23 protein-coding genes are annotated in these 22,676 nt (G+C 52.4%); 20 read left to right on the forward strand and 3 right to left on the reverse strand.

Going from position 1 to position 22,676, the window contains the following annotated elements:
- Nucleotides 1–264: 264 nt before the first annotated feature.
- Nucleotides 265–2,025, reverse strand: coding sequence for an N-acetylmuramoyl-L-alanine amidase (locus tag ABDW36_RS05090; protein ID WP_343700794.1), 1,761 nt, complete (start codon nucleotides 2,023–2,025; stop codon nucleotides 265–267).
- Nucleotides 2,026–2,137: 112 nt separating this feature from the next.
- Entirely contained in the window at nucleotides 2,138–3,931 is a 1,794-nt protein-coding gene (locus ABDW36_RS05095) for an acyl-CoA dehydrogenase family protein (RefSeq protein WP_343700795.1), read from the reverse strand.
- 88 nt (nucleotides 3,932–4,019) lie between these two features.
- Between ABDW36_RS05095 and ABDW36_RS05100 the strand changes: the two genes are divergently transcribed.
- Both ABDW36_RS05100 and ABDW36_RS05105 read left to right on the forward strand, forming a co-directional pair.
- On the forward strand, nucleotides 4,020–4,823 hold the full coding sequence (locus tag ABDW36_RS05100) for an alpha/beta hydrolase (protein ID WP_343700796.1): 804 nt from the start codon (nucleotides 4,020–4,022) through the stop codon (nucleotides 4,821–4,823).
- 5 nt (nucleotides 4,824–4,828) lie between these two features.
- On the forward strand, nucleotides 4,829–5,974 hold the full coding sequence (locus ABDW36_RS05105) for a glycosyltransferase (RefSeq protein ID WP_343700797.1): 1,146 nt from the start codon (nucleotides 4,829–4,831) through the stop codon (nucleotides 5,972–5,974).
- Between the two features lie 21 nt (nucleotides 5,975–5,995).
- Here the strand turns inward: ABDW36_RS05105 and ABDW36_RS05110 are convergent, their stop codons facing one another.
- Nucleotides 5,996–6,943 carry a hypothetical protein gene (locus ABDW36_RS05110; protein ID WP_343700798.1) on the reverse strand — a complete coding sequence of 316 codons (948 nt, stop codon included), beginning with the start codon at nucleotides 6,941–6,943 and terminating at the stop codon, nucleotides 5,996–5,998.
- A 330-nt stretch (nucleotides 6,944–7,273) separates the two neighbouring features.
- On the opposite strand from ABDW36_RS05110, the gene ABDW36_RS05115 reads away from it, so the two are divergent.
- The 18 genes from ABDW36_RS05115 (at nucleotide 7,274) to yidD (ending at nucleotide 22,654) form a co-directional block, all read left to right on the forward strand.
- Nucleotides 7,274–8,416 (forward strand): ABC transporter permease, encoded by a 1,143-nt coding sequence (locus ABDW36_RS05115; protein ID WP_343700799.1) that lies wholly within the window; start codon nucleotides 7,274–7,276, stop codon nucleotides 8,414–8,416.
- Between the two features lie 61 nt (nucleotides 8,417–8,477).
- The gene (locus ABDW36_RS05120; protein WP_343700800.1) at nucleotides 8,478–8,915 is read left to right on the forward strand and encodes a hypothetical protein; all 438 of its coding nucleotides are present in this window, start codon (nucleotides 8,478–8,480) and stop codon (nucleotides 8,913–8,915) included.
- A 204-nt stretch (nucleotides 8,916–9,119) separates the two neighbouring features.
- Nucleotides 9,120–10,190: a glycosyltransferase gene (locus tag ABDW36_RS05125; protein ID WP_343700801.1), complete on the forward strand. Its 1,071-nt coding sequence runs from the start codon at nucleotides 9,120–9,122 to the stop codon at nucleotides 10,188–10,190.
- Between the two features lie 55 nt (nucleotides 10,191–10,245).
- On the forward strand, nucleotides 10,246–10,593 hold the full coding sequence (gene gldC / locus ABDW36_RS05130; protein WP_343700802.1) for a gliding motility protein GldC: 348 nt from the start codon (nucleotides 10,246–10,248) through the stop codon (nucleotides 10,591–10,593).
- A 1-nt stretch (nucleotide 10,594) separates the two neighbouring features.
- On the forward strand, nucleotides 10,595–11,047 hold the full coding sequence (locus ABDW36_RS05135) for a GatB/YqeY domain-containing protein (protein WP_343700803.1): 453 nt from the start codon (nucleotides 10,595–10,597) through the stop codon (nucleotides 11,045–11,047).
- Nucleotides 11,048–11,059: 12 nt separating this feature from the next.
- Nucleotides 11,060–11,599 (forward strand): CvpA family protein, encoded by a 540-nt coding sequence (locus ABDW36_RS05140; RefSeq protein WP_343700804.1) that lies wholly within the window; start codon nucleotides 11,060–11,062, stop codon nucleotides 11,597–11,599.
- Between the two features lie 71 nt (nucleotides 11,600–11,670).
- Nucleotides 11,671–12,456: an alpha/beta hydrolase gene (locus tag ABDW36_RS05145; RefSeq protein WP_343700805.1), complete on the forward strand. Its 786-nt coding sequence runs from the start codon at nucleotides 11,671–11,673 to the stop codon at nucleotides 12,454–12,456.
- A gap of 110 nt (nucleotides 12,457–12,566) precedes the next feature.
- Nucleotides 12,567–13,229 (forward strand): CBS domain-containing protein, encoded by a 663-nt coding sequence (locus ABDW36_RS05150; RefSeq protein ID WP_343700806.1) that lies wholly within the window; start codon nucleotides 12,567–12,569, stop codon nucleotides 13,227–13,229.
- 111 nt (nucleotides 13,230–13,340) lie between these two features.
- Nucleotides 13,341–14,849 carry a POTRA domain-containing protein gene (locus tag ABDW36_RS05155; RefSeq protein ID WP_343700807.1) on the forward strand — a complete coding sequence of 503 codons (1,509 nt, stop codon included), beginning with the start codon at nucleotides 13,341–13,343 and terminating at the stop codon, nucleotides 14,847–14,849.
- Nucleotides 14,850–15,740 (forward strand): NAD kinase, encoded by an 891-nt coding sequence (locus tag ABDW36_RS05160; RefSeq protein WP_343700808.1) that lies wholly within the window; start codon nucleotides 14,850–14,852, stop codon nucleotides 15,738–15,740.
- 148 nt (nucleotides 15,741–15,888) lie between these two features.
- A complete protein-coding gene (locus tag ABDW36_RS05165) occupies nucleotides 15,889–16,731 on the forward strand; it encodes a DUF6089 family protein (protein WP_343700809.1) in 843 nt (280 codons plus the stop codon).
- A gap of 140 nt (nucleotides 16,732–16,871) precedes the next feature.
- A complete protein-coding gene (locus ABDW36_RS05170; protein WP_343700810.1) occupies nucleotides 16,872–17,633 on the forward strand; it encodes an isoprenyl transferase in 762 nt (253 codons plus the stop codon).
- Nucleotides 17,614–20,358, forward strand: coding sequence for a POTRA domain-containing protein (locus tag ABDW36_RS05175; RefSeq protein ID WP_343700811.1), 2,745 nt, complete (start codon nucleotides 17,614–17,616; stop codon nucleotides 20,356–20,358). Before ABDW36_RS05170 ends, ABDW36_RS05175 begins: the two co-directional genes overlap by 20 nt.
- Nucleotides 20,359–20,427: 69 nt before the next feature.
- On the forward strand, nucleotides 20,428–20,943 hold the full coding sequence (locus ABDW36_RS05180; protein ID WP_343700812.1) for an OmpH family outer membrane protein: 516 nt from the start codon (nucleotides 20,428–20,430) through the stop codon (nucleotides 20,941–20,943).
- 62 nt (nucleotides 20,944–21,005) lie between these two features.
- Nucleotides 21,006–21,551, forward strand: a complete 546-nt coding sequence (locus tag ABDW36_RS05185; protein WP_343700813.1) for an OmpH family outer membrane protein — start codon at nucleotides 21,006–21,008, stop codon at nucleotides 21,549–21,551.
- A gap of 287 nt (nucleotides 21,552–21,838) precedes the next feature.
- A complete protein-coding gene (gene rpmH, locus ABDW36_RS05190; RefSeq protein ID WP_012788729.1) occupies nucleotides 21,839–21,994 on the forward strand; it encodes a 50S ribosomal protein L34 in 156 nt (51 codons plus the stop codon).
- Nucleotides 21,995–22,016: 22 nt separating this feature from the next.
- Nucleotides 22,017–22,427, forward strand: coding sequence for a ribonuclease P protein component (locus ABDW36_RS05195; RefSeq protein WP_343701701.1), 411 nt, complete (start codon nucleotides 22,017–22,019; stop codon nucleotides 22,425–22,427).
- Nucleotides 22,424–22,654: a membrane protein insertion efficiency factor YidD gene (gene yidD / locus ABDW36_RS05200; RefSeq protein WP_343700814.1), complete on the forward strand. Its 231-nt coding sequence runs from the start codon at nucleotides 22,424–22,426 to the stop codon at nucleotides 22,652–22,654. Before ABDW36_RS05195 ends, yidD begins: the two co-directional genes overlap by 4 nt.
- Nucleotides 22,655–22,676: the final 22 nt, after the last annotated feature.

The raw sequence follows: 22,676 nt of genomic DNA on the forward strand, positions 1-22,676 counted from the left end.
GTATTTTGGGAATCTCACGCACAGGCCCCTGAAACACTGCCGAGACATGACACAAGACTATACCTGGATAAAGCATTATTTTACCTAAAGTAATATATAATAAAGATTCGTTCTGGATATGGAAATACCGTAAACGGTTTACTGTCACGGTTATTTTACATGGCTCCCTCTGCGGGAGCCATTTCTCTTTTTAGCCCCTGTCAGCAGGCGGCATACCATACATTTTGGTTATGACACATAACAAATTGGAATAGAAGAAGGGCTTTATTCCCCCGGTTTTGCGTAAGACGCGGCCACAAAATCCTTAATGCCCAGCACAATTTTATCAGCCATGTTTTTCCGGAAGCCGGCGTCCAGGATCTTCATTTCATCTTCGGGATTGCTGAGAAAAACCGTTTCTACCAGTACGTTGGGATATTCTGTGGGGCTGTTGAGGGCAAAGTTGAAATTGCCGACGTTGCCGAACTCATTCAACCCCAGCTCCAGCAGGTGTTTGTAAATGTACTGGCTGAGAGGGCGGAAGCCCACGTGTTTATAATAGGTGCTGGTGCCTTTGATGCGGATGGGGTCTGAGGAGGAGTTGAGATGAATGCTCACCAGCAGGTCAGGGTCTTTATCCCGGTAAGAAAGAATGCGGTAGTTGTTGTCTACATAGGAATCATTTACACGTGTCATGAGCACCTGTGCCCCTTCCGCCCGCAGGGCTTGCTGCAGCGCAATGGCTACGGCCAGGCTCATTTCTTTTTCATATACCCCGGTGGGGCCGCGGGCGCCGGCATTGCTGCCGCCATGGCCGGCGTCTACCGCAATGGTAAGGTTGCCCAGGCCGGGTTTAACGGGCGGCCTTTTTACTTTAACGGTAAGCGTATTGCCGTTATAATACACCTGGTGGCCCCAATGCTGGTTGTGCTTCAGCTCTATGGTCACACGCAGGATGTCGTCTTCCACCTGGTCATAATACACGTTCTTTATTTCACGGGTGTTTTCCAGCTGTGTGATCCAGTTGGTATTGGCGGTGGCGCCGTAAATGTCTACAATAATTTTGGAGGGCTCCAGTTGCTGGGTGGAGCGGTAGGGCAGTTTCTGGCTCAGGCCTACCGTTACATAATCAAACTTCTCATCTCCCCATACACGCCAGGAGCCGGTAAGAGACGAAGGCGGGAACGTGCCGGCGGGCAGCAGTTTCACCATGTCTTGCGGAATGTAGGCGGTAAAGTTCTTGGCCAGCTTCACCCGGTAGTCTGAACCAACCTTGCCGGTAAGGTGGAGGTACACGCCAGCGTCCAGGTAGCCGGCTTTGGTGCCGCCCAGCCGGTCTTCTCCCAGGCCAAATTTCAGGAAGGGCGCGTCTCCGGTGGTAACGGCCACCTGGGGCTGCAACTGCGGGTCTCTCAGGGTAAAGCTGTAAACAGTGTTGCGCTGTACCTGCTGGCTGCCGTTGCTGAGGGTTACGGGCAGCGCCCGGCCGTTGATCATGGGGTCATTGCATTGCACCGTGTAAGTGCCCTGGTAAATGCCGGGCATGGTCTGGCTGCCGCTCAGGGGCAATTCTGTCAGCGGAAAATTGTTACCGACGGTAACGGTGGCGCCGGGCAGGGCTTTGACCCTTATCTTGATAAGATCGCCAGGTGCTACTATCAGGTTGCCTTCCGGGAAGGTTTGTATGTAGCCGATGTTGAAGGTGTTGATGGGTTTGGGCGCTTCGGGTATACGGTAGGAGAAAGAAACCAGCCGCACCGTAGAATCTCCGGAGGGGCCTTTGGATTTGATCTCGAACTCGTTCTCCCCTTCTTCCAGCGCTACCTCAATGGCAAATGCGCCGGTGGGGTATACCTTCTGCGGCTCATCGTTTACAAATACGCTGCAGCTGGTGCAGGTGCTGCCCACCAGGAACTGGCGGGTGGCGGTTACCGGGTTATGCTGTTTACCGGGCTGGGTGAGGCGTAAAAAACTCTTGTCCTGCGCGGTGGCCTGCAGCGCCAGCACGGCGGCAAGCAGCAGGCTTCCTCCTGTCCTTTTCATCATGACTCTCTGAATTATCCTTAAAAGCAAGGGGTTGTGCCGTTACTGTCAACACACCCCCTTCTATGCAATTGCTGATGCAAAGATCATTATTTGAGATCAACTCCGCAACCCGTTAAAAAGTGTAGCGGTTGTCTGCTATCAGTTTAGCGGCAATGCGCCTGCGCGCTTCTTTTGTATTGAAAGGCGCGGTTTTGGTGAAACGTTTCAGGCCCAGCAACATCATCCGTTGTTCATCACCTTCGGCAAAGCCGTTGATGGCGTCTTTACCGGCCTTGTTTACCCGGTCTGCCGCATCACTCAGGTAAGTGCGCACCATATCTGCCTGCAGGGCCACGGCAGCTTCTCCCTTTTCTTCGGTGAGCCTGATGAGGCGCAGCAGGGCGCTTTCGCTCACAAAGGTCTCTATGGCCATGTCTGCAATGTTCATTAATATTTCCTGTTCGCTGTCCAGCTTCATCTGCAGCTTTTGCACCGCTCCGCCCGCTGCCATCAGTATGGCCTTTTTCATGTTGGCAATGATCTTTTTCTCCGGTGCAAAGGCCCCTTCGTCATCACTGCCGAAATCAGGAATGCTCATCAGCTCCTTCATAACGTTCATGGCGGGCGTCATCAGGTCAAGGCGGCCTTTGAGGGCGCGTTTCAGCGTCATGTCAAGCGTAAGCAGGCGGTTAATTTCGTTGGTGCCTTCAAAGATGCGGTTGATGCGCGAATCACGGTAGGCTTTGGAAATAACGTACTCGTCGCTGAAGCCGTTGCCCCCGTGTACCTGCACGCCTTCGTCCACCACAAAGTCCAGCACTTCGGAGCCGTTCACCTTCAGCATGGCGCATTCCACGGCATATTCTTCCGCGGCGCCCAGGGAAGCTTCTCCGAAAGATTTGCCTTCTGCCAGCAGCTCCTGTTCTTTCTGGTCTATGAGCTGCGCCGTGCGGTACAGGGCGGACTCGCATACCCAGATGCGGGTGGCCATTTCGGCCAGCTTGTGCTGTATGGCGCCAAATTTGGCAATGGGTTGTTTGAACTGCTCCCGTGTGTTGGCGTATTGAATGGTGATATCAAGGCTGCCTTTGGCCCCGCCCAGGGCGGCGGCGCAAAGCTTGAGGCGGCCAATGTTGAGGATGTTGAAAGCAATGAGGTGGCCCTTGCCGATCTCTCCTAGCACATTTTCCACCGGCACCTTTGCGTCCTGGAAATAGATCTGCCGGGTAGAAGAGCCTTTAATGCCCATCTTGTGCTCTTCAACGCCCAGCGTGAAGCCGGGGGTATCTTTTTCTACAATGAAGGCCGTGAACTTCTCGCCGTCTATTTTCGCAAACACGGTAAACACGTCTGCAAAGCCGGAGTTGGTGATCCATATCTTCTGGCCGTTGAGCAGGTAATGTTTGCCGTCTGCCGTCAGTTTGGCGGTGGTTTTGGCGCTCAGGGCGTCAGAGCCGGAGTTGGGCTCGGTAAGGGCGTAGGCGCCTTTCATTTCGCCGGTGGCCAGTTTGGGAATATATTTTTGTTTTTGCGCGTCGTTACCGAAGTACAGGATAGGCAGGGAGCCGATGCCGGTATGGGCGGCCATGGCCACGGAGAAGGAGTGCCCGGCGCCCAGCGCTTCATTGATAAGGGTGGCGGTGATGAAGTCTTTTCCCAGGCCGCCGTACTCTTCCGGGAAGGCGGCGCCCAGCAGCCCCTGTTCCCCGGCTTTTTCCAGCAGGGAAGGCATCAGGCCTTCTTCCAGTTTGTCTAACCGCTCCAGCACGGGCGTTACTTCCTTGGCCACAAATTGTTCTGCCATGTCACGGATCATCCGCTGCTCTTCCGAAAAATTTTCCGGGATGAATATCTCTGCCGGCGAACTCTCTTTCACGAGAAACTCAGCGCCTTTGAGGGCTGCTTTACTGTTTACTGCGGTTTCCATCTTGCATATTTTAGTCTACTCGTAATTTACCTAGATTATAGCAATTGGCAAAAGTTGTTTAAAATTGTTGCCCCGTTGGGAATAGGACATGGATTTTTTTCTTTCATATAAACAAAGCGAGTTTACCGGTATTGTTGCCGGTACTGGCCCTGAATTGCTGATCTGCCTTCACGGGTTTGGAGAGCGCGCGTCGCACTTTCGTTGTATGGAAGCGGGTTTGGGCAATATATTTACGATCATTGCGTTAGATATGCCCTTTCACGGAAATACCTCCTGGCGGGAAAACAGGCCTTTTGAAAAAGAAGACCTGGCAGCGCTAACGGAAAAAATATTGGAAAAGTTCGGCAAACAAACCTTCTCCCTTATGGGTTATAGTATGGGAGGAAGGCTGGCCTTATGCATAATAGAAAAGCTGGCTTCCAGGGTGAAGCACCTGGTACTGGCGGCGCCGGATGGCCTGAAAAATAATCCGTGGCATATGTTTGCCACGCAAACCACCTTGGGCAACCGGCTGTTTTCTTACAATACCCGCCACCCGGCTGTGTTTTTCAGATTGCTTACCTTATGGCGGCGGTGGGGGCTCCTGAATGAAAGTGTGTACAAGTTTGCTTATCACAGAATGGATAGGCCGGAGAAACGCCTGCTTGTATACAACGTATGGACTATTATGAGAAGGATGATGCCTTCCGTGAAACATTGCAAACAACTGCTGGCGCGTTACAGTGTAGACACCATTGCCATCTTCGGGCGGTATGACCGGGTGATCCCTCCTGTAATTGGTGAACGCTTTGCAGACGGCTCGTTCCCCTGCAACATTGTAGTGCTGGAAAGGGGCCACCAGCTGGTGAATGAAGAGCTGGGATTTATTATCAGAAAAAATATCAGGAGCTAGCACGCATGAACGCTTTATTGATCATTACTTTAGGACTCGCTTTTTTATACGGTGTACTCATGCTGTCTTACAGCTACGGCTGGCGGCGGTTGAAAACGTTCCATCCATCCGCACACGCCTATACTTTCAGTACCAAAGTATCTGTGATCATCCCTGCCCGGGATGAAGAGAAGAACCTGCCGCCCCTGCTGGAAGCCCTGCAGCACCAGAGCTACCCTGCCAATCTATTTGAAGTGATAGTGGTAGACGATTTTTCGGAAGACGGCACGGCAGACATTGTCAAATACTTTCCTGCCGCCAACGTGCGCCTCATCCGTATGTGCGATCATATCAGCAAAACGCAGCGGCTGAACTCCTACAAGAAAAAAGCCATAGAGCTGGCCATCGGGCAGGCTACGGGCCATCTCATAGTAACTACTGACGCAGATTGCGTGATGGGCCCCAAGTGGCTGGAAACCATCGTGAAGTTTTACGAAACGTATCACCCGCGCTTCATTGCGGCGCCGGTAGCCTATCATCATGAAGATGATTTTTTCAAAAAGCTGCAGTCGCTTGACTTTATGACCATGCAGGGCATTACCGGTTCCGTGGCTTACCTGCAAACCGGTACCATGTGTAACGGCGCCAACCTGGCCTATGAGAAAACGGCCTTTGAGGAAGTAGGCGGGTTTACCGGTATAGACATGATCGCTTCGGGAGATGATATGCTGCTGATGTACAAAATATATCATGCCTACCCCGATGGGGTGATGTACCTCAAAAGCCGGGATGCCGTTGTGCGCACGCTGCCGGTAGATACGGTGGGCGGCTTCATGCAGCAGCGCATCCGCTGGTCTTCCAAGGCAGACAAGTATGAAGACAAAAGGATCACCCGCGTGCTGGTGCTGGTGTACATATGGAACGTGATACTGGTGTTACTGGCGCTGGTGGCAATTTTCAATCCCGCATTGCGCAGCTGGCTGCTTGGCGTGCTGGTGTACAAGGTGGTGATAGAGCTGATCTTCCTGGTGCCGGTGGCATCTTTCTTCCGCAAGGCAGGCATGCTGGCCTGGTTCATTCCCGGTCAGCCTTTTCATATTATTTACGTGGTGGCCGCGGGCTGGCTTGGCAAGTTCGGGTCTTACGAATGGAAAGGGCGCCAGGTAAAGTAGCGCCCCTTCCACCGGGTTTTTTTACAGGCGGGATATGAGCCAGTTGCCACTGGCCGTTTCTGTAATGTTCATGCGGTACCGCGCCGTGTCTCCGAAGCTCCAGTCAAGGTTAGCCCGCATCCATGCTTTCAGTACGGTAATATAGCGTTGCAATTCATCGTTGGTTTCTTCTCCGAATGCCGGCAGTGACTCGCTGAGGGCTATAAACCGCCTCACCTCCGCATCGTGCATGCGGGCGGCTTCGTTCATGGCCTCTTCCAGGGAAAGGCCTCTTTCCTCTTTCAGCACCAGCACCAGGTTGTGCACGTCACCCTGGCGGCGCTCCTTGTCAAAAGAAAAAAGATCGTTGGCCCAGCACACTACGTTGTTGCAGGCCAGGGAAAGCTGCTCCACGGTTTCATGGGCGCGTACCTCATCTGGCAGATAGATGCTTTCCAGCACTTCTATCAGCTCAATGTCTGCAAACAGCGCGCCGGTGTAAGGGCGCTTTTCGATGTAATCCGCCACGGCAGGGGCTTTGTGGCGCATGCGGTTTTCCACTTCCCAGAGGCAGGCATCCAGGTAGTCCGTCATACTTTTTACAAAACGTTTTTGCCAGGCGGCGCTGCCGATCCTTTTCATGCGTTTCCAGAGGTCTGCAAAGCTGTTTGCCAGCGGCATGCCTTCATCCGGCGCTACCACGGCATTGTTCTGGAGGATCATGGTCACAAATGAATGCACCATTTGCAGGAAGTCCATTTTACCGAACATGGACTCGTCGTTTTTGTCGTCCAGCAAAAAGAGCCAGGTGTTGAACTCTGCGGCAATACAAAGCTCAAAGCGCCCGGCGGTAGGGAACGCGCGGGCAGAGAGCATGGCAAACTTGGCCCGGCGGAAGCGCTCCCAGGCTTTTTCGGACTTTACAAGCTCAAATCGGTTGACCCAGTCTGTGGTGTGCTTTTCAGCTTCTTTTGCGAACGGATTGAGCATAGAAGGGAACGGGCAGTAAATCTGCGGGAGTTGAAGGGATAGCATAAACTGTGTGTTTAATGGTTAATATAAAAATGGTTACGATCTGTCTTTAAGCGTGTTTTAAAACGGTTATTTTGTCTTCAGCATAGTGATAAAAAAAACGGTTACGATCTGTCCTGGACCGTGCTCTGAAGCTGTTACTGTGTCTGCCCATAAATTACATCATTTAAACCGTATGCAAATACTGCATTTTAGCAGCAGCGTTGATATTCGTGTTACTAACGGTAACGGATAGGTGAAAGGGCCGCGTGTTGGAAATTCGGGTCTTTGCTTTAACTTGTACCCCTCATGGGCAAAACCGCATCATCATTTCAGCAACAGGCCTGGAAGCGCCTGCGGCGCAACAAAGGCGCCATGGGCGGCCTGGTGGTTATTGCCATTGCCATACTGGCGGGCGTTTTCGCCTATTTTATAGCGCCAGACCATACGCCTTTTGCCAACGGCATGGTACTGGAGATCAGCGGGCAGAAGCCCGGTTTCCGGATAGACATGCTGGCCCTGCGGAAGCCGCAGCCCGCCCCCCGGCGGAGCTGGTTTCACCACCTGGTGTACGGGCAGGAAAGCCCCGTTACCCTCGTGCCGCTGAAAAACTGGGAACTGGCGGCAGACTCCGTTCGCATACAGAAATATGTAGATGAGGCCACTACACTGGCACAAAGTTACCCGCTGGCGCAGGTATTGTACGGGAAAGATACCCTGCTGGCAGACCTGCCGGCAGCGCAGGAAACCCTCCGCCGCCAGCATATTCAACCCCACCGGTACTGGCTGGGCACAGACAAATTTGGACGGGATATATTGAGCCGCCTGCTGGTAGGTACCCGTGTAAGCCTTAGCGTGGGCTGTATTGCCGTGCTCATTTCGCTCACCATCGGTATTTTCCTGGGCGCAGTGGCCGGTTATTTCAGGGGCGCGGTAGATGAGGCGGTGATGTGGCTCATCAACGTGATCTGGAGCGTGCCTACGCTGTTGCTGGTATTTGCCATCACCCTGGCATTGGGCAAGGGTTTCTGGCAGGTGTTTGTGGCCGTGGGCCTCACCATGTGGGTAAGCGTGGCCCGCATCATACGCGGGCAGGTGCTGGGCCTGCGGGAGCTGCAGTTTGTTGAGGCCACGCGGGCACTGGGCTATGGCCACTTCCGCACCGTAACCCGGCATATTCTCCCCAACATCCTGGGCCCCGTAATGGTAGTGGCCGCCGGCAATTTTGCCACCGCCATTGTGGTAGAGGCCGGCCTCAGCTTCCTGGGCGTGGGCGTACAGCCGCCGCAACCGTCCTGGGGACTGATGATCAAGGAGAACTACAATTTCATCATCACCCATAACCCCCTGCTGGCGCTGGCCCCCGGCTTTGCCATTATGCTGCTGGTATTGGCGTTCAACCTGTTAGGCAACGGGCTCAGAGATGCCATGGACGTCAAAGGTCGCATATAAGAAATAATTTGAATAGAACAATGAATTGTTATAGCTTTATGATCTCGAAACCATATCCTGTATGCCCTACAAGCAATTTTTACTGATCTTTTTCTGCGCCTTTGCCGTGATGGCCGCGGGCTGCAAGAAAAAAAAGAAAGACCTGCCAGACCCCGTAACGCCGCCGGCCCAGGAAGCAGACCTGGTGGTGGTCATTCCCGATATTTATCTGAATGAAGACAGGAATGCCGCGCAGGGCAGTACCCTCGGCATCAAGGTGAACGTCACCTCCACGCCGTTGCCGCCATCAGGTGTTACCATCACCGTTACAGCGCTTGACCCCGCAGGTCAGCCTATTGCGCAGAACCCTGCGTTTGACAGCACTACGCCCAGTACAGACGTAACGCTCATCAACCTGCCCAGCCTGAAAGTGGCCAGCATACTGGTAACCGTCACTTCCAAAACCAAACCTTCCAATAACCGGCAGCTTCGTTTCGGTGTGCTGAATAAAACGCCCTGACCGGTGGTGATGCCGGATGGCGCTTCTTTGCAAATACCGGTTGGAAAAGCGTAATGCCGGCAGCCGTTTGGCGCCCGCACGTGTTGACCAAAACACGCCTGACCGGCAAAGTTCCTGCCCCAGCCTGTTCCCTGCACAGGCGGTGAACAGGCTTTTTTCTGTATTTTTCCCTAGGTTTGTGATCTTTCGAACTGGAAATTTAACATGCGTATTGCCGTCAATGCCGTTCCCATGCTGCAGGATACCCTGTCAGACACCGGGAATGTGCTTACCGAAATATTTTACAACCTCTGCCGCCAGCACCCGGATGCAGAGTTTTTACTGGTCAACAACCGCCCGCTGCGCCCCGCGCGGCCGCTGCCTTCCAACGTGAAACTGGTAGAGCTGAAGCCCCTGGCCGGCGGAAAAGCGGGGCGCTACATCTGGCGCCGCATGCAATGGCCGCGTGCGCTTAAAAAGCTGCAGGCAGACAAGATATTATGTATGGATGACGTACTGCCCGTGCCGGAAGGCATGGAGGCACACCTGCTGCTAAGCCGTGATGCGGCTGTGCTGGACACGGTGAGCGCCTCCCAATACATCCGCCGCTACGCATCCATTTCGCTTTTTTCCGCCTTTATGCAGGAGCAGCTGAACAAGCGTTTCGGTGGGCTGGACACCAGGGTGCGGCAGCTGCAGCCCGGCGCCGCGGATGTGTTCAAGGCGGTGAACTGGGAAGAACGGGAAGACATCAAACGCGAGTTTACCAGCGGCATGGAATATTTTATTGCCCTGGGCAGCATAGACCCATCCAACAACATTATTCCGCTGCTGAAAGCCTTTTCCATGCTGAAAAAGCGCCTGCTCTCCAGCATCAAGCTGGTGCTGGCGGGGCAGCTTACCGGCCCCGGAGAAGATATTGCGCAGGCCCTGAAAACCTACAAGTTCAAAGATGACGTGATATGGCTGCAGCGCACGGATGATGAAACGCTGGCGCGGCTGGTGGCAGCGGCTTATGCCCTGGTGCATACCGCCGGGGCAGACGGGCTGGCGGTACCGGTGTATGCGGCGCTGCGGTGCGATGTGCCCGTGGTAACCCTCTACGCCGGCGCAGCGCCGGAAGCCGGGGGAGACGCGGCGCTCAACGCCCTGCCCGCTGATGTTACCGACCTCTCTGAAAAAATGGGCGCGCTGTACAAAGATGAACTGCTGCGCGGCCGCCTGCTGGCGCATATTACAAGGGTGCCGGGCTGGGAAGAAGCGGCCCGTGCCCTGGGGAATACCATTATTGGCTAAACATGCCCGTACAAAATCTTATTTTTGCCCTCTCAAATCATTTTATAAACAACGTATGACAAAGAAATCTACCATACAGATACAGGTGGGGCTGGACGAGCAGCGGGTGCCCGAATCTATAGAATGGACGGCCACAGACAGCACGGCAGACAGGATGAACAAAGCCAAGGCCATGATGGTGGCTTTCTGGGACGGGGCAGACAAAACCGCCCTGCGCATAGACCTGTGGACGAAAGAAATGATGGTAGATGAAATGGCCGATTTCTTTTACCAGACCATGATGACCATGGCAGATACCTACCAGCGCGCCACGCCCTGGGGAGACCAGGCTGATGACCTGCGTAAGTTTGCCAGTGATTTTTACAAGAAATTTGAAGAAAAACTGAAAAAGGAGAACCCGTAATATGTCATTAGAACAAAATATCAACGGCGCTATCAAAACCGCCATGCTAGCCAAAGCAGAAGCAGAACTGCGTGCCCTGCGCGCCATAAAGGCCGCCGTATTGCTGGCTAAAACCTCAGAAGGCAGCACAGGTGAGCTTTCCGAAGCTGATGAACTGAAGCTGCTGCAAAAGCTGGCCAAACAGCGGAAAGACTCCCTGGAAATTTTCCGGCAGCAAAACCGCCCTGACCTGGCGCAGAAAGAAGAGGAAGAACTGGTGGTGATTGAACGTTACCTGCCCCAACAGATGGATGAGGCTACCCTGCGCGGTGAGCTGACTGCCATCATTGCGGCCGTTGGCGCCACCTCTCCCGCAGATATGGGCAAGGTGATGGGCGCTGCCACCAAACAGCTGGCCGGCAAGGCAGACGGTAAAATGATTGCCGCGCTGGTAAAAGAATTACTGACCAAATAACCTCCCGCGGCCTTGGCCATAGACGTTATTTTTGCCATCATCATGGCCTTTGCCGTGTACCGGGGCTTCACCCGCGGCCTCATTGTAGCCGTGTTCTCCCTGGTGGCTTTTGTGTTGGGCCTGGCCGCCGCGCTCAAATTATCTGCCGTGCTGGCCGCATACCTGGCCCAGTCAGGCATGCAGGGCCGGTGGTGGCCCGTTGTCTGTTTTATTGCGATCTTCCTGGCGGTAGTGATACTGGTACGCCTGGGCGCCGCCGCCCTTGAAAAGGTGGTGCAATGGTCTATGCTGGGCTGGGTAAACCGCCTGGGCGGCATTTTGCTGTACGCGGCCGTGTTCCTGGTAGGCTACAGTGTGCTGCTGTGGCTGGCCAACCAGCTCTATTGGCTTAGCCCCGAAGTGAAGCTCCAGTCTGTTACCTATCCTTACATTGAACATCTTGGGCCCAAAGTGATGGAGCAGATGGGCCGTATTTTGCCTGTTTTCAGGGATGTTTTTGCCGAACTGGAAGCATTCTTCGAAAAAGCGGCCCGCGAAATGCCCGTACAGTAGCGCCGTTTTAGAAATTATTTGAATTAAGAAAAAGAATTATTTTAGCGCAAAATTGACTTCAAGCATAGGTAATGAATTACGAAATCAAAACACAGGGCAAGTTCAAATACGTAGAAGAAGGAGAAGGAGAACCGGTGATCCTGCTGCATGGACTTTTTGGTGCCCTCAGTAATTTCAGCGGCCTCCTGGAGTACTTCAAACAATACAATAAGGTAGTGATCCCTATGCTGCCCTTGTTTGACCTGAATATCCTGGAAACCTCCGTAGGCGGCCTGGCCAAATACGTGCATAAATTCATTGAAACCCGCGGCTATACCAACTTTCACCTGATGGGCAACTCCCTGGGCGGTCATGTGGCCCTGGTATATATTCTCAAGCACCCGGAGCAGGTAAAATCCCTGATACTCACCGGCAGCTCGGGCCTTTTTGAGAACGGCATGGGAGAAACCTATCCCAAACGCGGTGACTACGAGTACATCCGCAAAAAGACGGAGCTTACTTTCTATGATCCCGCTATGGCCACCAAAGAGCTGGTAGATGAAGTGTTCGAGATCACCAGCAACCGCCTGAAAGTGATCAAGATCATAACCCTCGCCAAATCCGCCATCCGCCACAACCTGGGAGATGAACTGAAAACCATACAAACGCCAACCCTGCTCATCTGGGGCAATAACGATACGGTTACGCCGCCCATGGTGGGTGAAGAGTTCCATAAACTGATCCCTAACTCGGAACTGCATTTTATTGACAAATGCGGCCACGCGCCCATGATGGAAGTGCCTGACGAATTTAACGTCATCATGCACGATTACCTGAAAAGGCTCAACAGCGGCGCCATCAAGCCGAAGGCCGTTTAACCGCTCATCCATACTGCATTACCATTGCTCCGCGATTCTGTAATTTTTACAGGTAGTTTCGCGGTATTGGAATATTCTTTGTTATTATTGTAGCAGAAACACGATCTATTATGTTGGCACAGGAACTTATTTCTACCGTGGTGCCGGTTTTGCATCCCATGGATACCGGCGCAAAAGCATTACGATTGATGAATGAATTTCATCTGACGCAATTGCCTATGGTAGTGGATAATAAATACCTGGGGCTGGTGGAGGAAGACCGTGTGATGGACTGGGAAGACCCTGACCTGTTGCTGGAAACCCTTAACGGCAACACCTTCAAGCCCGCCGTTACGGAAGGGGCGCACTTTTACGAAGCCCTCAAGCTGTTTTACGACCAGAAATTGTCAGCCCTGCCTGTTGTGACGCGGGAGAATGACTACCTGGGCATGATCACGAAAGATAACCTGCTGTCCATACTGGCGCAGTATAACGGCGTAAAGGAGCCGGGCGGCCTGCTGGTGCTGGAAGTGGAGCCAAGAGACTACAGTCTCAGCGAAATAGCGCGCATTGCAGAAAGCAATGAGGTCACCATCCTGAGCGTCAATACCATCACCAACCCCAATACCGCCCGCCTCGAAGTGCTGCTGAAGACCAACCGGCAGGAGCTGCAGGGCCTCGTAGCCACCTTCGAGCGCTTCAACTACACCATCAAATACATGTTCAGCGAAGAGCTGGAAGAGGATCTGCTGAAGAAGAACTACGATCTGTTGATGAACTACATCAGCATGTAGTTGCCTTAAAAGCCTTATTTTTAAAGCAGAACCTACAATCCTGCATGCAACTGTTTCAATTACAAAAGCGGAAATGCCAGGCATTCATCATCTTTTTTTTATAATGCAGATATGAATGCGGCCAATCATTTAAAAGTACGAATAACGTGTGCCCGGAGGCTGTTTTACGGCCTTGCGTGCTCCCTGCTGCTGGCAGGCCTGGCCATAGCGGGGCCGGCGGTGGCACAGGTGCGTGATAGTATAGCGCTCGTACCGGATAGCACAGCCGCACCCAGGCCGCTGGCCGTGGTACAGGATTCAGGGTACGTGATCGTTCGCAACATACTGGTGTCTGGCAATAAAAGAACACGTACCTCCATCATTCTCAGGGAGTTGCATGTAAAACGGGGAGACACCGTGTACCTCCGTACCCTGGCGGAAAGCCTGGAAGCCAACCGCAAGCAGCTGCTTAATACATCTTTGTTCCTGAACGCCACCGCCAACGTAAAGAACTGGGAAGGCAACCAGGCAGACTTTGTGTTTGAGGTATGGGAAAGATGGTACCTCTTCGCCTTTCCTATTTTCAAGCTGGCAGACCGCAACTTCAACCAGTGGTGGGTAGAGCAGAAACGCAGCCTCAACCGGGTGAACATTGGCATAAAGGCCTTCCAGGACAACCTTACCGGCCGCGCAGACGATGTATATGCAGACGTGACCGTAGGTTACACCCAGAAGTTCCTGCTCGGCTATAACCTGCCGTACATAGACCGCCAGCTCCGGCAGGGGCTGGGCTTTGTGGTATCGTACAGCCGCAACCGCGAGATCAACTATATTTCCGACCTCAATAAACAGCAGTTTTTCCGGCAAGATGATTTTTTACGGCGCCAGTTTGCGCTGGGCATCAATTATACCTATCGCAAGGCCATCTCCACCCGCCACCAGGTAGGGTTGAACTACTATTTTGAGTCGGTAGACGATTCCGTAGCCATCAAGAACCCTGATTACCTGGGTAACGGGCGCACCAGCATAGGCTACCTGGAACTGGCCTACAAGCTGCACTACATCCAGGCAGACAGCTGGCAATATCCCCTCGTGGGCCAGAGCTTTTACGCAGAGGTGGCCCGCGCGGGCTTCGGCCAGCTGAACGGGCTGGAGTATTTCAAATTCAGGGTAAAAGGCGCCAGATACTGGGAGCTGGCCCGCAAAACCTACGGGGCCGTGAGCCTGATGGGGCAGGCCAAACTCTCTGACAAACAGCCCTATATAGGCATGCGCGCCATGGGGTATACGGATGATTACCTGCGGGGACTGGAATATTATGTGATAGACGCTACCAGCTACTTCATTTTCAAATCCACCCTGCGCCGGGAGCTGCTGAACTTTAAAGTGCACCTGCCCATAGTACCCAAAAAATTCAGTAATCTGCCCATCCGCGTAATGGCAAAAGCTTATGGAGATATGGGCTATGGCTACGCGCGGCAGGGGCTGGTGCTGAACGGCAAGCTGAACAACCGCATGCTGTACACCGCCGGCGTGGGTCTTGACGTGGTTTCCTTCTACGATGCCTGCATCCGTGTGGAATATAGCATCAACCAATTGGGAGAAAAAGGCCTATTTTTACACGCTAAACTGGATATGTAAATGCACGTTGCCCTTTATAGTCGCGGTTTTGTCAAGGAAGACCTGGAAGATATCAGATTGTTGCTGGATGAATTGAACCGCCAGGAAATTACCCCGGTGGTGTACGAGCCTTTTTTCAAGGAATTGCGGCCCCACGTGCAGTTTCCCGCAGATGCAGACACTTTCTCCAAAGCGGCCGACCTGGACGGGCGCATCGAGTTCCTGATCAGTCTTGGGGGAGACGGTACCCTGCTGGATACCGTCAGTTTTATCAGGGACAAGAACATTCCCGTAATAGGCGTCAATTTTGGCCGGCTGGGTTTTCTGGCCAGCATAGGCCGCGGAGAGATCCATGAAGTGGTAGGTTCCCTGGTAAGCCGCAGCTATGTGGTAGACCGCCGTACCCTTATTCACCTGGACGCCAGCTCCCCCCTTTTTGGTGAAGTGCCCTATGCCCTGAACGAGTTTACCATCCATAAAAAGGATACCTCCGCCATGGTGAAGATCCATACCTACCTGAACGGGGAATTTCTCAATACTTACTGGGCAGACGGGCTGATTGTGGCCACCCCCACCGGCTCCACCGGTTACTCCCTGAGCTGCGGAGGGCCCATTGTGTTCCCGGAGGCCGGCAGCTTTGTGATCACCCCGGTGGCGCCCCATAACCTGAACGTAAGGCCCATTGTAGTGCCCGATGACCATGTGATCTCCTTTGAGGTGGAAGGCCGTAGTGACCAGTTCATCTGCACGCTGGACTCGCGTATGGAGGTAATTGACAACCGGGTGCAGCTGGCCGTGAAAAAGGAAGATTTCGGCATTAACCTCCTGCGGCTCAATGAAGGCAATTTCCTGCACACCCTGCGTAACAAGCTGCTTTGGGGTATAGATACCCGTAACGCAGGGAGAAAATAAGTTATACCAAACCGGGGGTATGAAGCGTTTCTAACACCGGGAACGTGAATGCGGGTTGCATCCGGCCACTAAATGGCAATGATTTACAGGTGAAAATGGCTTATTTTACGTCCCTTACTGGTACTTTATGCTGCAATCGCGTATTCATTTGAAGGTTTTGCTGATGGCCGCCCTTGGGCTGGCCTCGCTGCCATTTAACAAGGTGCTGGCCCAGAATGAGGAAAGTTATGTGGGAGAGCTGGGCTTTACGGCCGGCGCGGCCCATTATTTTGGAGACCTGAACACCCATACCGGCCTGCAGGCCATCAAACCCGCCGTGGGCATTTATTACCGCAAGTACTTCAACGGGTACGTGGGGGCCAGGGCCCATTTCCGCTTTATGCAGCTGGGGTATTCAGATGTGTACAACACCAACAGCTTCCAGCGCCAGCGCAACCTGAGCTTCAATACAGCGCTGTATGAGCTGGCCGTACAGGGCGATTTTAATTTTTTCCGCTTTGAGCCCGGCAGTGCTGACTACCGGTTTTCTCCCTATCTCACCCTGGGCGCCTCCTTTTTTCATTTTAACCCTTACGCCTATTACCAGAACAACAAGTACTTTCTGCAGCCTCTGCATACGGAAGGGCAGGGCACCAGCCGCTTCCCTGACCGCAAGCCCTACCAGCTGTATTCCTACGCCTGGCTCATAGGGGGCGGGTTCAAATACAGCCTCAACCGGCGGCTGAACATAGGGGTGGAATGCCTCTTCCGCTTCACCCAAACAGATTACCTGGACGATGTGAGCACCACCTACGCCGGCCTGGACGCCTTTCCCGCCAAACCGGACGGCAGCAACACCATAGCCGCCATCCTGCAGGACCGTTCCGGCGTTATGGGCCCGCCCATAGGGGAAATGGGCCGCCAAAGGGGCAATAGCCGGGATAAAGACCAGTTTGCCACCATTGAGGTGACCCTGGGCATCCTTTTCACCTCCTACCGCTGTAAGTTTTAAGGCCCAAAATGCGCTCCCAGCCGCTATTCCCGTTAAAACTACGTTAAAACCACCCTGCCCCCTTTGCAGGAAAGGGCATAAAGTTATTTTTGTATCTTTGCACACTTTTAGTAAATCTGATTAACACGCCTGAAATAGTCATGAGTTTGAAGGATCAATTAGACCTGCAACGACTGCCCCGACATATTGCCATCATTATGGACGGCAACGGCCGCTGGGCCAAAGAGCGGGGTCAGGACCGGCTTTATGGGCACCATCAGGGAGTGGAAAGTGTGCGGGATATAGTGGAAGGCTGTGCCGAACTGGGCATAGAATACCTGACACTGTATGCATTTTCTACAGAGAACTGGGACCGGCCGGTGTATGAAGTGAATGGTATCATGGAGCTGCTGGTAACTACCATCCGCAAGGAGGTGGATACCCTGAACAAGAACAACATACGCCTGCACGTGATCGGAGATATGAATATGCTGCCTGCCCACTGCCAACGTGAGCTGCAGGAAGCTATGGATATAACGGCGCCAAACAAGGGGTTGAACCTCGTAATGGCACTGAGCTACAGCGCCCGCTGGGAAATAGTGCAGGCCGCCCGCAACGTTGCTAAAGACGCGCAGGCCGGCAAGCTCAACCCGGAGGAGCTGACACCGGAACTATGGGAAAAATACCTATGCACCGCCAAACTGCCAGACCCGGAGCTGATGATCCGGACCAGCGGCGAACATCGTATAAGTAACTTCTTATTGTACCAGCTGGCCTATGCGGAGCTTTATTTTACCAGTACCCGCTGGCCCGATTTCCGCAAAGAAAATCTTTACGAAGCCATCTTAAATTATCAAACCAGAGAACGTCGATTCGGCAAAACAAGCGAACAAATACAGCAGAATGAAGAAATCGTTTCCTAAAAGCCTCCTGGCCGTAGTTTTATGTTGCAGCGCGGGTATATCTGCGCGTGCCCAACAAAGGGATACTGTTCCCCCACCGGCAGAAAGACCGGCGGACATCAGCCCTTTTTCCCTGGGTAACCCGCAGCAATTCGAAATTGCCGACATTGCCGTAACCGGTACAGAATTTCTCGATAAATCATTACTGCTCTCCCTCTCCGGCCTCGCTGTAGGCGACAAGGTGGTGATGCCCGGAGACCACTTTGCCAAAGCCATACAGGCGCTTTGGGGGCAACGCCTGTTCTCTAACATTGCTATTTACATCACTAAAATAGAAGGCAACAAAATATGGCTGGAAATCAACCTGGTGGAAAAGCCGCGTATGTCTTCCTTTGTATTCAGGGGCGTTAAAAAATCCGAATCAGACGAGCTGATTACCAAAGCCGCCCTGCGCAAGGGCAGCGTGGTAACCGAAGCCCTTCAGCAAAATACCCTGGCTGTAGTACGCAAGTACTACGCAGAAAAAGGTTTCCGCAATGTGACCGTGCGCATGGAAGAAAGAAAAGACCCGCCGCCGGCCATCAACTCCGCCTCCGTTATTTTCTGGGTGAACAAGGGGAACAAGGTGAAAGTGAACGATATCAATATTGTGGGCAACGAAAACCTGGGAGACAATACGCTTAAAAAGAAACTGAAAGGCACCAAGGAAATTACCCGCATCACCCTGTACCCTGAAATGGCCAACGCCTGGACAGACAGCATGGCCACTTCAGACAACTACTGGAAAGACATGGGTTTCCTTTCCGCCACCCGCACCCTGCAAAAACTCGATCCGTACTTCCGCTTCCACCTTTTTTCTTCCGCCAAGTTTAACGACGCCAAATACACTGAAGACAAGGAAAAACTCATTGCCTTCTACAACTCCAGGGGTTTCCGTGATGCGCAGATCGTGAAAGATACCACCTACAGCTCCGCCAAAGGGAACCTGAACATTGAGATGCAGGTAGAAGAAGGGAAAAAATACTATTTCGGTAACATCACCTGGAGGGGCAATACCGTGTACAGCGATACCGTGCTCTCCCGCGGCCTTGGCATCAAAAAAGGGGATGTATACAACCTGGAGCTGCTGGGCAAACGCCTGGGCAACCCTCCCGGCCCTGAAGGTGGTGACATTGGCAGCCTTTACATGGACGATGGTTACCTCTTCTTCCAGGTAGACCCGGTGGAAATAGGCATCCGTGGAGATACCATTGACTACGAGATCCGTATCCAGGAAGGCCCGCAGGCCACCATCAAGGATATACGCATTGCCGGTAACGAAAAAACCAATGAGCACGTGGTACGCCGCGAGCTGCGCACCCTGCCCGGTGAAAAATTCAGCCGGCAGAACCTGATACGTTCACAACGTGAAATTTCGCAGCTGGGTTTCTTCAACCCTGAGACCATTGGTATGAACCCTGTGCCGGACGTGCAGAACGGTACCGTAGATATTGACTATAAAGTAGAAGAAAGAGCCAATGACCAGCTGGAGCTTTCCGCGGGCTGGGGCGGCTACATAGGCCTCACCGGTACGCTGGGCGTTACCTTCAACAACTTCTCCCTGCGCAATATCTTCAAAAAAGAAACCTGGGACCCGTTGCCCAGCGGCGATGGCCAGAAGCTGAGCGTAAGAATATCTTCCAACGGTAAAGCATACCGCTCCTACAACTTCTCTTTCACCGAACCCTGGCTGGGCGGCAAAAAGCGGAACCCGTTCTCCGTGAGCTTCTACAGCAGCCACCAGAGCCCGTTTGCCATGGCCAAATATTATGGCCAAACGGTGGAGAACGAAGACGCCTACCTGAAAGTAATGGGTGGGTCCGTTTCCCTAGGCAAGCAGCTGCGCTGGCCTGATGACTGGTTCTCTCTCCAGTACTCCATCCAGTACCAGCGTTATAAACTGTGGGACTATAACTACTTCGGCATGCCCGGCTTTGAAACCGGCACCTCCAACAACCTGAGCTTCCGCCTTACGCTGGCGCGTTCTTCTGTTGACCAGCAGATATTCCCTCGTAGCGGTTCCAGCTTCATGGTGTATGGCCAGTTCACACCGCCCTACTCCGTCTTCAACCCTGAAAAGGATTACAAGGCGGAGCCCATTGCAGAGCAGTTCAAGTTCATTGAATACCAGAAATACCGTATGAGCGCTGAATGGTACGTGCCCCTCAGCCGCCCCCGCGGTACAGACAATAAATCCCTCGTACTGAAAGTAGCCGCCAAGTTCGGTTACCTGGGCCGGTACAACAATCGCACTACCCTTTCTCCTTTCGGGCGCTTTGAGCTGGGGGGCGATGGTTTGAGCAACTTTGCGGTGTATGACAGGGACATCATTTCCCAGCGCGGTTACCCGGTGTATTACACCTCCAACCCGAAGCTGAACCCGGAAAACGGTGGCATACCCGCAGGATACTCCGGTTTCACCATGTTCAACAAATATGTGATGGAACTGCGCTATCCCTTCAGCCTCAACCCAAGCTCCACCATTTTCGGCCTCATATTCATGGAAGCGGCCAACGGTTACCGCGACTTCAAGGAATATGACCCGTTCCGTCTGCGGCGCTCTGTGGGCGTGGGCGCGCGCTTCTATCTGCCTATGTTCGGCCTGCTTGGTTTCGACTATGGCATAGGATTGGATAGGTTAAGGCCGGGGGCAGGAATGAAGGATGCCGCCAAGTTCACCTTCATGCTGGGCTTTGAACCGGAATAAAATATTTATTATATATTGCGAAACCTCCGGAAAACGGGGGAGCAGTATAACCCAACAAACCTTATTCACATGAAAAGATTTTTGATCACAGCGGTTTTGGTAATTGGCTCCGTAATGGGGGCCCTGGCGCAGAAGTATTGTGTGATAGATACCAAATACATTCTTGAAAGCATTCCCGATTACAAGGATGCGCAAAAGAAGCTGGATGCTATTGCGGAACAGTGGCAGAAAGAGATAGATGCCAAGTTCCAGGAAGTAGACAGGATGTATAAATCGTACCAGGCAGAGCAGGTAATGCTGACAGACGAGCTGAAACGGAAAAGAGAAGATGAGATCATTGCCCGCGAAAAAGACGCCAAAGACCTGCAGAAAAAACGCTTCGGATATGAGGGAGACCTGTTCAAGAAGAGGGAAGAGCTGGTGAAGCCCATCCAGGATAAAATTTACAATGCCGTACAGAAGCTGGCGGCTGCCCGTATGTATGATTTTGTGCTGGACAAGTCAGGCGGCATCACCGTTATTTTTTCAGATCCGAAGCTGGACAAGAGCGAGGAAATACTGAAATCACTGGGCGTTAAAAAGTAAGCAGTCAATTATTCTCTACCTATAACTTTTTTATTTTCTTTTAAACACTAGACAACATCATCATGAAGAAGTATGTAATTATTGCAGTTGTTGCACTCACCGGCTTTTGCAGTGTGAAGGCATCCGCACAGTCCAAAATCGCGCATATCAATACGCAGGCTCTGATTGAGGCTATGCCGGAAAGCAAAAAAGCGCAGACAGAAATCGAAACCTTTGCCGGAAATCTCGAAAAAGAAAGCAAAACACTCATAGACGAATATAACAAGAAGATGAAGGCTTTTGACGACGAGCTCGCCAAAACTCCCACCATGAGCGAAACCATGAAGGAAGTAAAAGCCAAGGAGATCCAGGAAGCACAGCAACGCATTCAGCAGTTCCAACAAGTGGCCCAGGAAAAGATCGGCCAGAAACAGAACGAGCTGCTGAGGCCCGTATATGACAAAGCCCGCAAAGCCATTGAAGACGTGGCCAAAGAAAAAGGCTACAACTACGTGCTGGACAGCTCTCAGGGAGGCCTGCTGGTTTCTCCTGCCGGAGATGACATCCTGGCTGCCGTGAAAACCAAACTGGGTATTTCAGCTACCGCTGCCGCGCCTGCTACCAAATAAGGGTGATAACGCATTGAGACCGGGGAACCATGAATATGGCTTCCCCGGTTTTCATTTATAATGAATTGATTATCATCGTATTGGTTTTTGACTCGCTTTTTTGCCTTTTTATTTCCCCGCCCGCTTTTCATTTTAAATATTTTACCCTACCTTTGCCTTCCGTTTTAAACGGGGCTGGTCACAGTCTGCCTGAAACGGATGAGTATCAAAGTTTAAGTGAAAAATTAAAAAAGGATGCAACCGCGCATGCGAGGTTCCATCTGACAAAGCAAAACAAACATTAACAGATGAAACGTACTTTTCAACCGCATAACAGACGCAGAAAGAGCGTACACGGTTTCAGAAAGAGAATGGAAACTGCCAACGGCCGTAAAGTATTGGCATCCCGCCGGGCCAAAGGCAGAAAAAAACTGACTGTATCTGACGAGCGCAAGCTGAAATAATCCGTCATAAACTCATATTGCCATAAAAACTTATTCTTTTAACAAGGAAGAGAAGTTAAAAAGCAGGAAAATGATTGAAACGCTTTTTCGGGACGGAAAAGCGTTTTCTGTTTTCCCTTACCGGGTGATCTTTATGCCGGCCAGGCTCACCACGGAAAAATACCCCGTTCAGGCCGGGTTCAGCGTATCTTCCCGCCGCTTCCCCAGGGCGGTAGACCGCAACCGCATTAAACGCCTGGGCCGGGAATGTTACCGGCTTGAAAAGCAGGCCCTGTATGATGCATTGAAGGCCAGATCCGCCCGGATGGCCGTTTTTTTTATCTATACAGACAAAAAAATACCCGATTTCCCCACGTTGCGCCATAAATTTTCGGTAATTTTAGAGAAGCTGGTAAAGGAAATAAACAAGTGGCCGGCGGATAGTGTGCAATGAAGAAAATACTGCAAATACTCAGCATCCCTTTCATCATACTCATCAAAATATACCAGTGGTTCCTGAGCCCCCTGCTTGGTTCCCGCTGCAGATATACACCTACCTGCTCACAATACGGATTGGAAGCATTCAAAAAGCATGGTATCTTTAAAGGCTTCTGGCTTACCACAAGGCGCATCCTCCGATGCAACCCCTGGGGCGGCCACGGTTACGACCCGGTACCTTAACCTGGCTTCATTCATCTCTACA

This window comes from Chitinophaga sp., from assembly GCF_039596455.1.
GTDB lineage: Bacteria > Bacteroidota > Bacteroidia > Chitinophagales > Chitinophagaceae > Chitinophaga.

Coding starts and splice junctions, on each gene's coding strand:
- ABDW36_RS05110 (WP_343700798.1), bottom strand. CDS start 6,943: ATGCTCAATCCGTTCGCAAAAGAAGCTGAAAAGCACACCACAGACTGG.
- ABDW36_RS05155 (WP_343700807.1), top strand. CDS start 13,341: ATGAATGCGGCCAATCATTTAAAAGTACGAATAACGTGTGCCCGGAGG.
- yidD (WP_343700814.1), top strand. CDS start 22,424: ATGAAGAAAATACTGCAAATACTCAGCATCCCTTTCATCATACTCATC.
- ABDW36_RS05105 (WP_343700797.1), top strand. CDS start 4,829: ATGAACGCTTTATTGATCATTACTTTAGGACTCGCTTTTTTATACGGT.
- ABDW36_RS05100 (WP_343700796.1), top strand. CDS start 4,020: ATGGATTTTTTTCTTTCATATAAACAAAGCGAGTTTACCGGTATTGTT.
- ABDW36_RS05150 (WP_343700806.1), top strand. CDS start 12,567: ATGTTGGCACAGGAACTTATTTCTACCGTGGTGCCGGTTTTGCATCCC.
- ABDW36_RS05125 (WP_343700801.1), top strand. CDS start 9,120: ATGCGTATTGCCGTCAATGCCGTTCCCATGCTGCAGGATACCCTGTCA.
- ABDW36_RS05145 (WP_343700805.1), top strand. CDS start 11,671: ATGAATTACGAAATCAAAACACAGGGCAAGTTCAAATACGTAGAAGAA.
- ABDW36_RS05135 (WP_343700803.1), top strand. CDS start 10,595: ATGTCATTAGAACAAAATATCAACGGCGCTATCAAAACCGCCATGCTA.
- ABDW36_RS05095 (WP_343700795.1), bottom strand. CDS start 3,931: ATGGAAACCGCAGTAAACAGTAAAGCAGCCCTCAAAGGCGCTGAGTTT.
- ABDW36_RS05180 (WP_343700812.1), top strand. CDS start 20,428: ATGAAAAGATTTTTGATCACAGCGGTTTTGGTAATTGGCTCCGTAATG.
- ABDW36_RS05170 (WP_343700810.1), top strand. CDS start 16,872: ATGAGTTTGAAGGATCAATTAGACCTGCAACGACTGCCCCGACATATT.
- ABDW36_RS05175 (WP_343700811.1), top strand. CDS start 17,614: ATGAAGAAATCGTTTCCTAAAAGCCTCCTGGCCGTAGTTTTATGTTGC.
- ABDW36_RS05090 (WP_343700794.1), bottom strand. CDS start 2,025: ATGATGAAAAGGACAGGAGGAAGCCTGCTGCTTGCCGCCGTGCTGGCG.
- ABDW36_RS05115 (WP_343700799.1), top strand. CDS start 7,274: ATGGGCAAAACCGCATCATCATTTCAGCAACAGGCCTGGAAGCGCCTG.
- ABDW36_RS05120 (WP_343700800.1), top strand. CDS start 8,478: ATGCCCTACAAGCAATTTTTACTGATCTTTTTCTGCGCCTTTGCCGTG.
- rpmH (WP_012788729.1), top strand. CDS start 21,839: ATGAAACGTACTTTTCAACCGCATAACAGACGCAGAAAGAGCGTACAC.
- ABDW36_RS05160 (WP_343700808.1), top strand. CDS start 14,850: ATGCACGTTGCCCTTTATAGTCGCGGTTTTGTCAAGGAAGACCTGGAA.
- ABDW36_RS05185 (WP_343700813.1), top strand. CDS start 21,006: ATGAAGAAGTATGTAATTATTGCAGTTGTTGCACTCACCGGCTTTTGC.
- gldC (WP_343700802.1), top strand. CDS start 10,246: ATGACAAAGAAATCTACCATACAGATACAGGTGGGGCTGGACGAGCAG.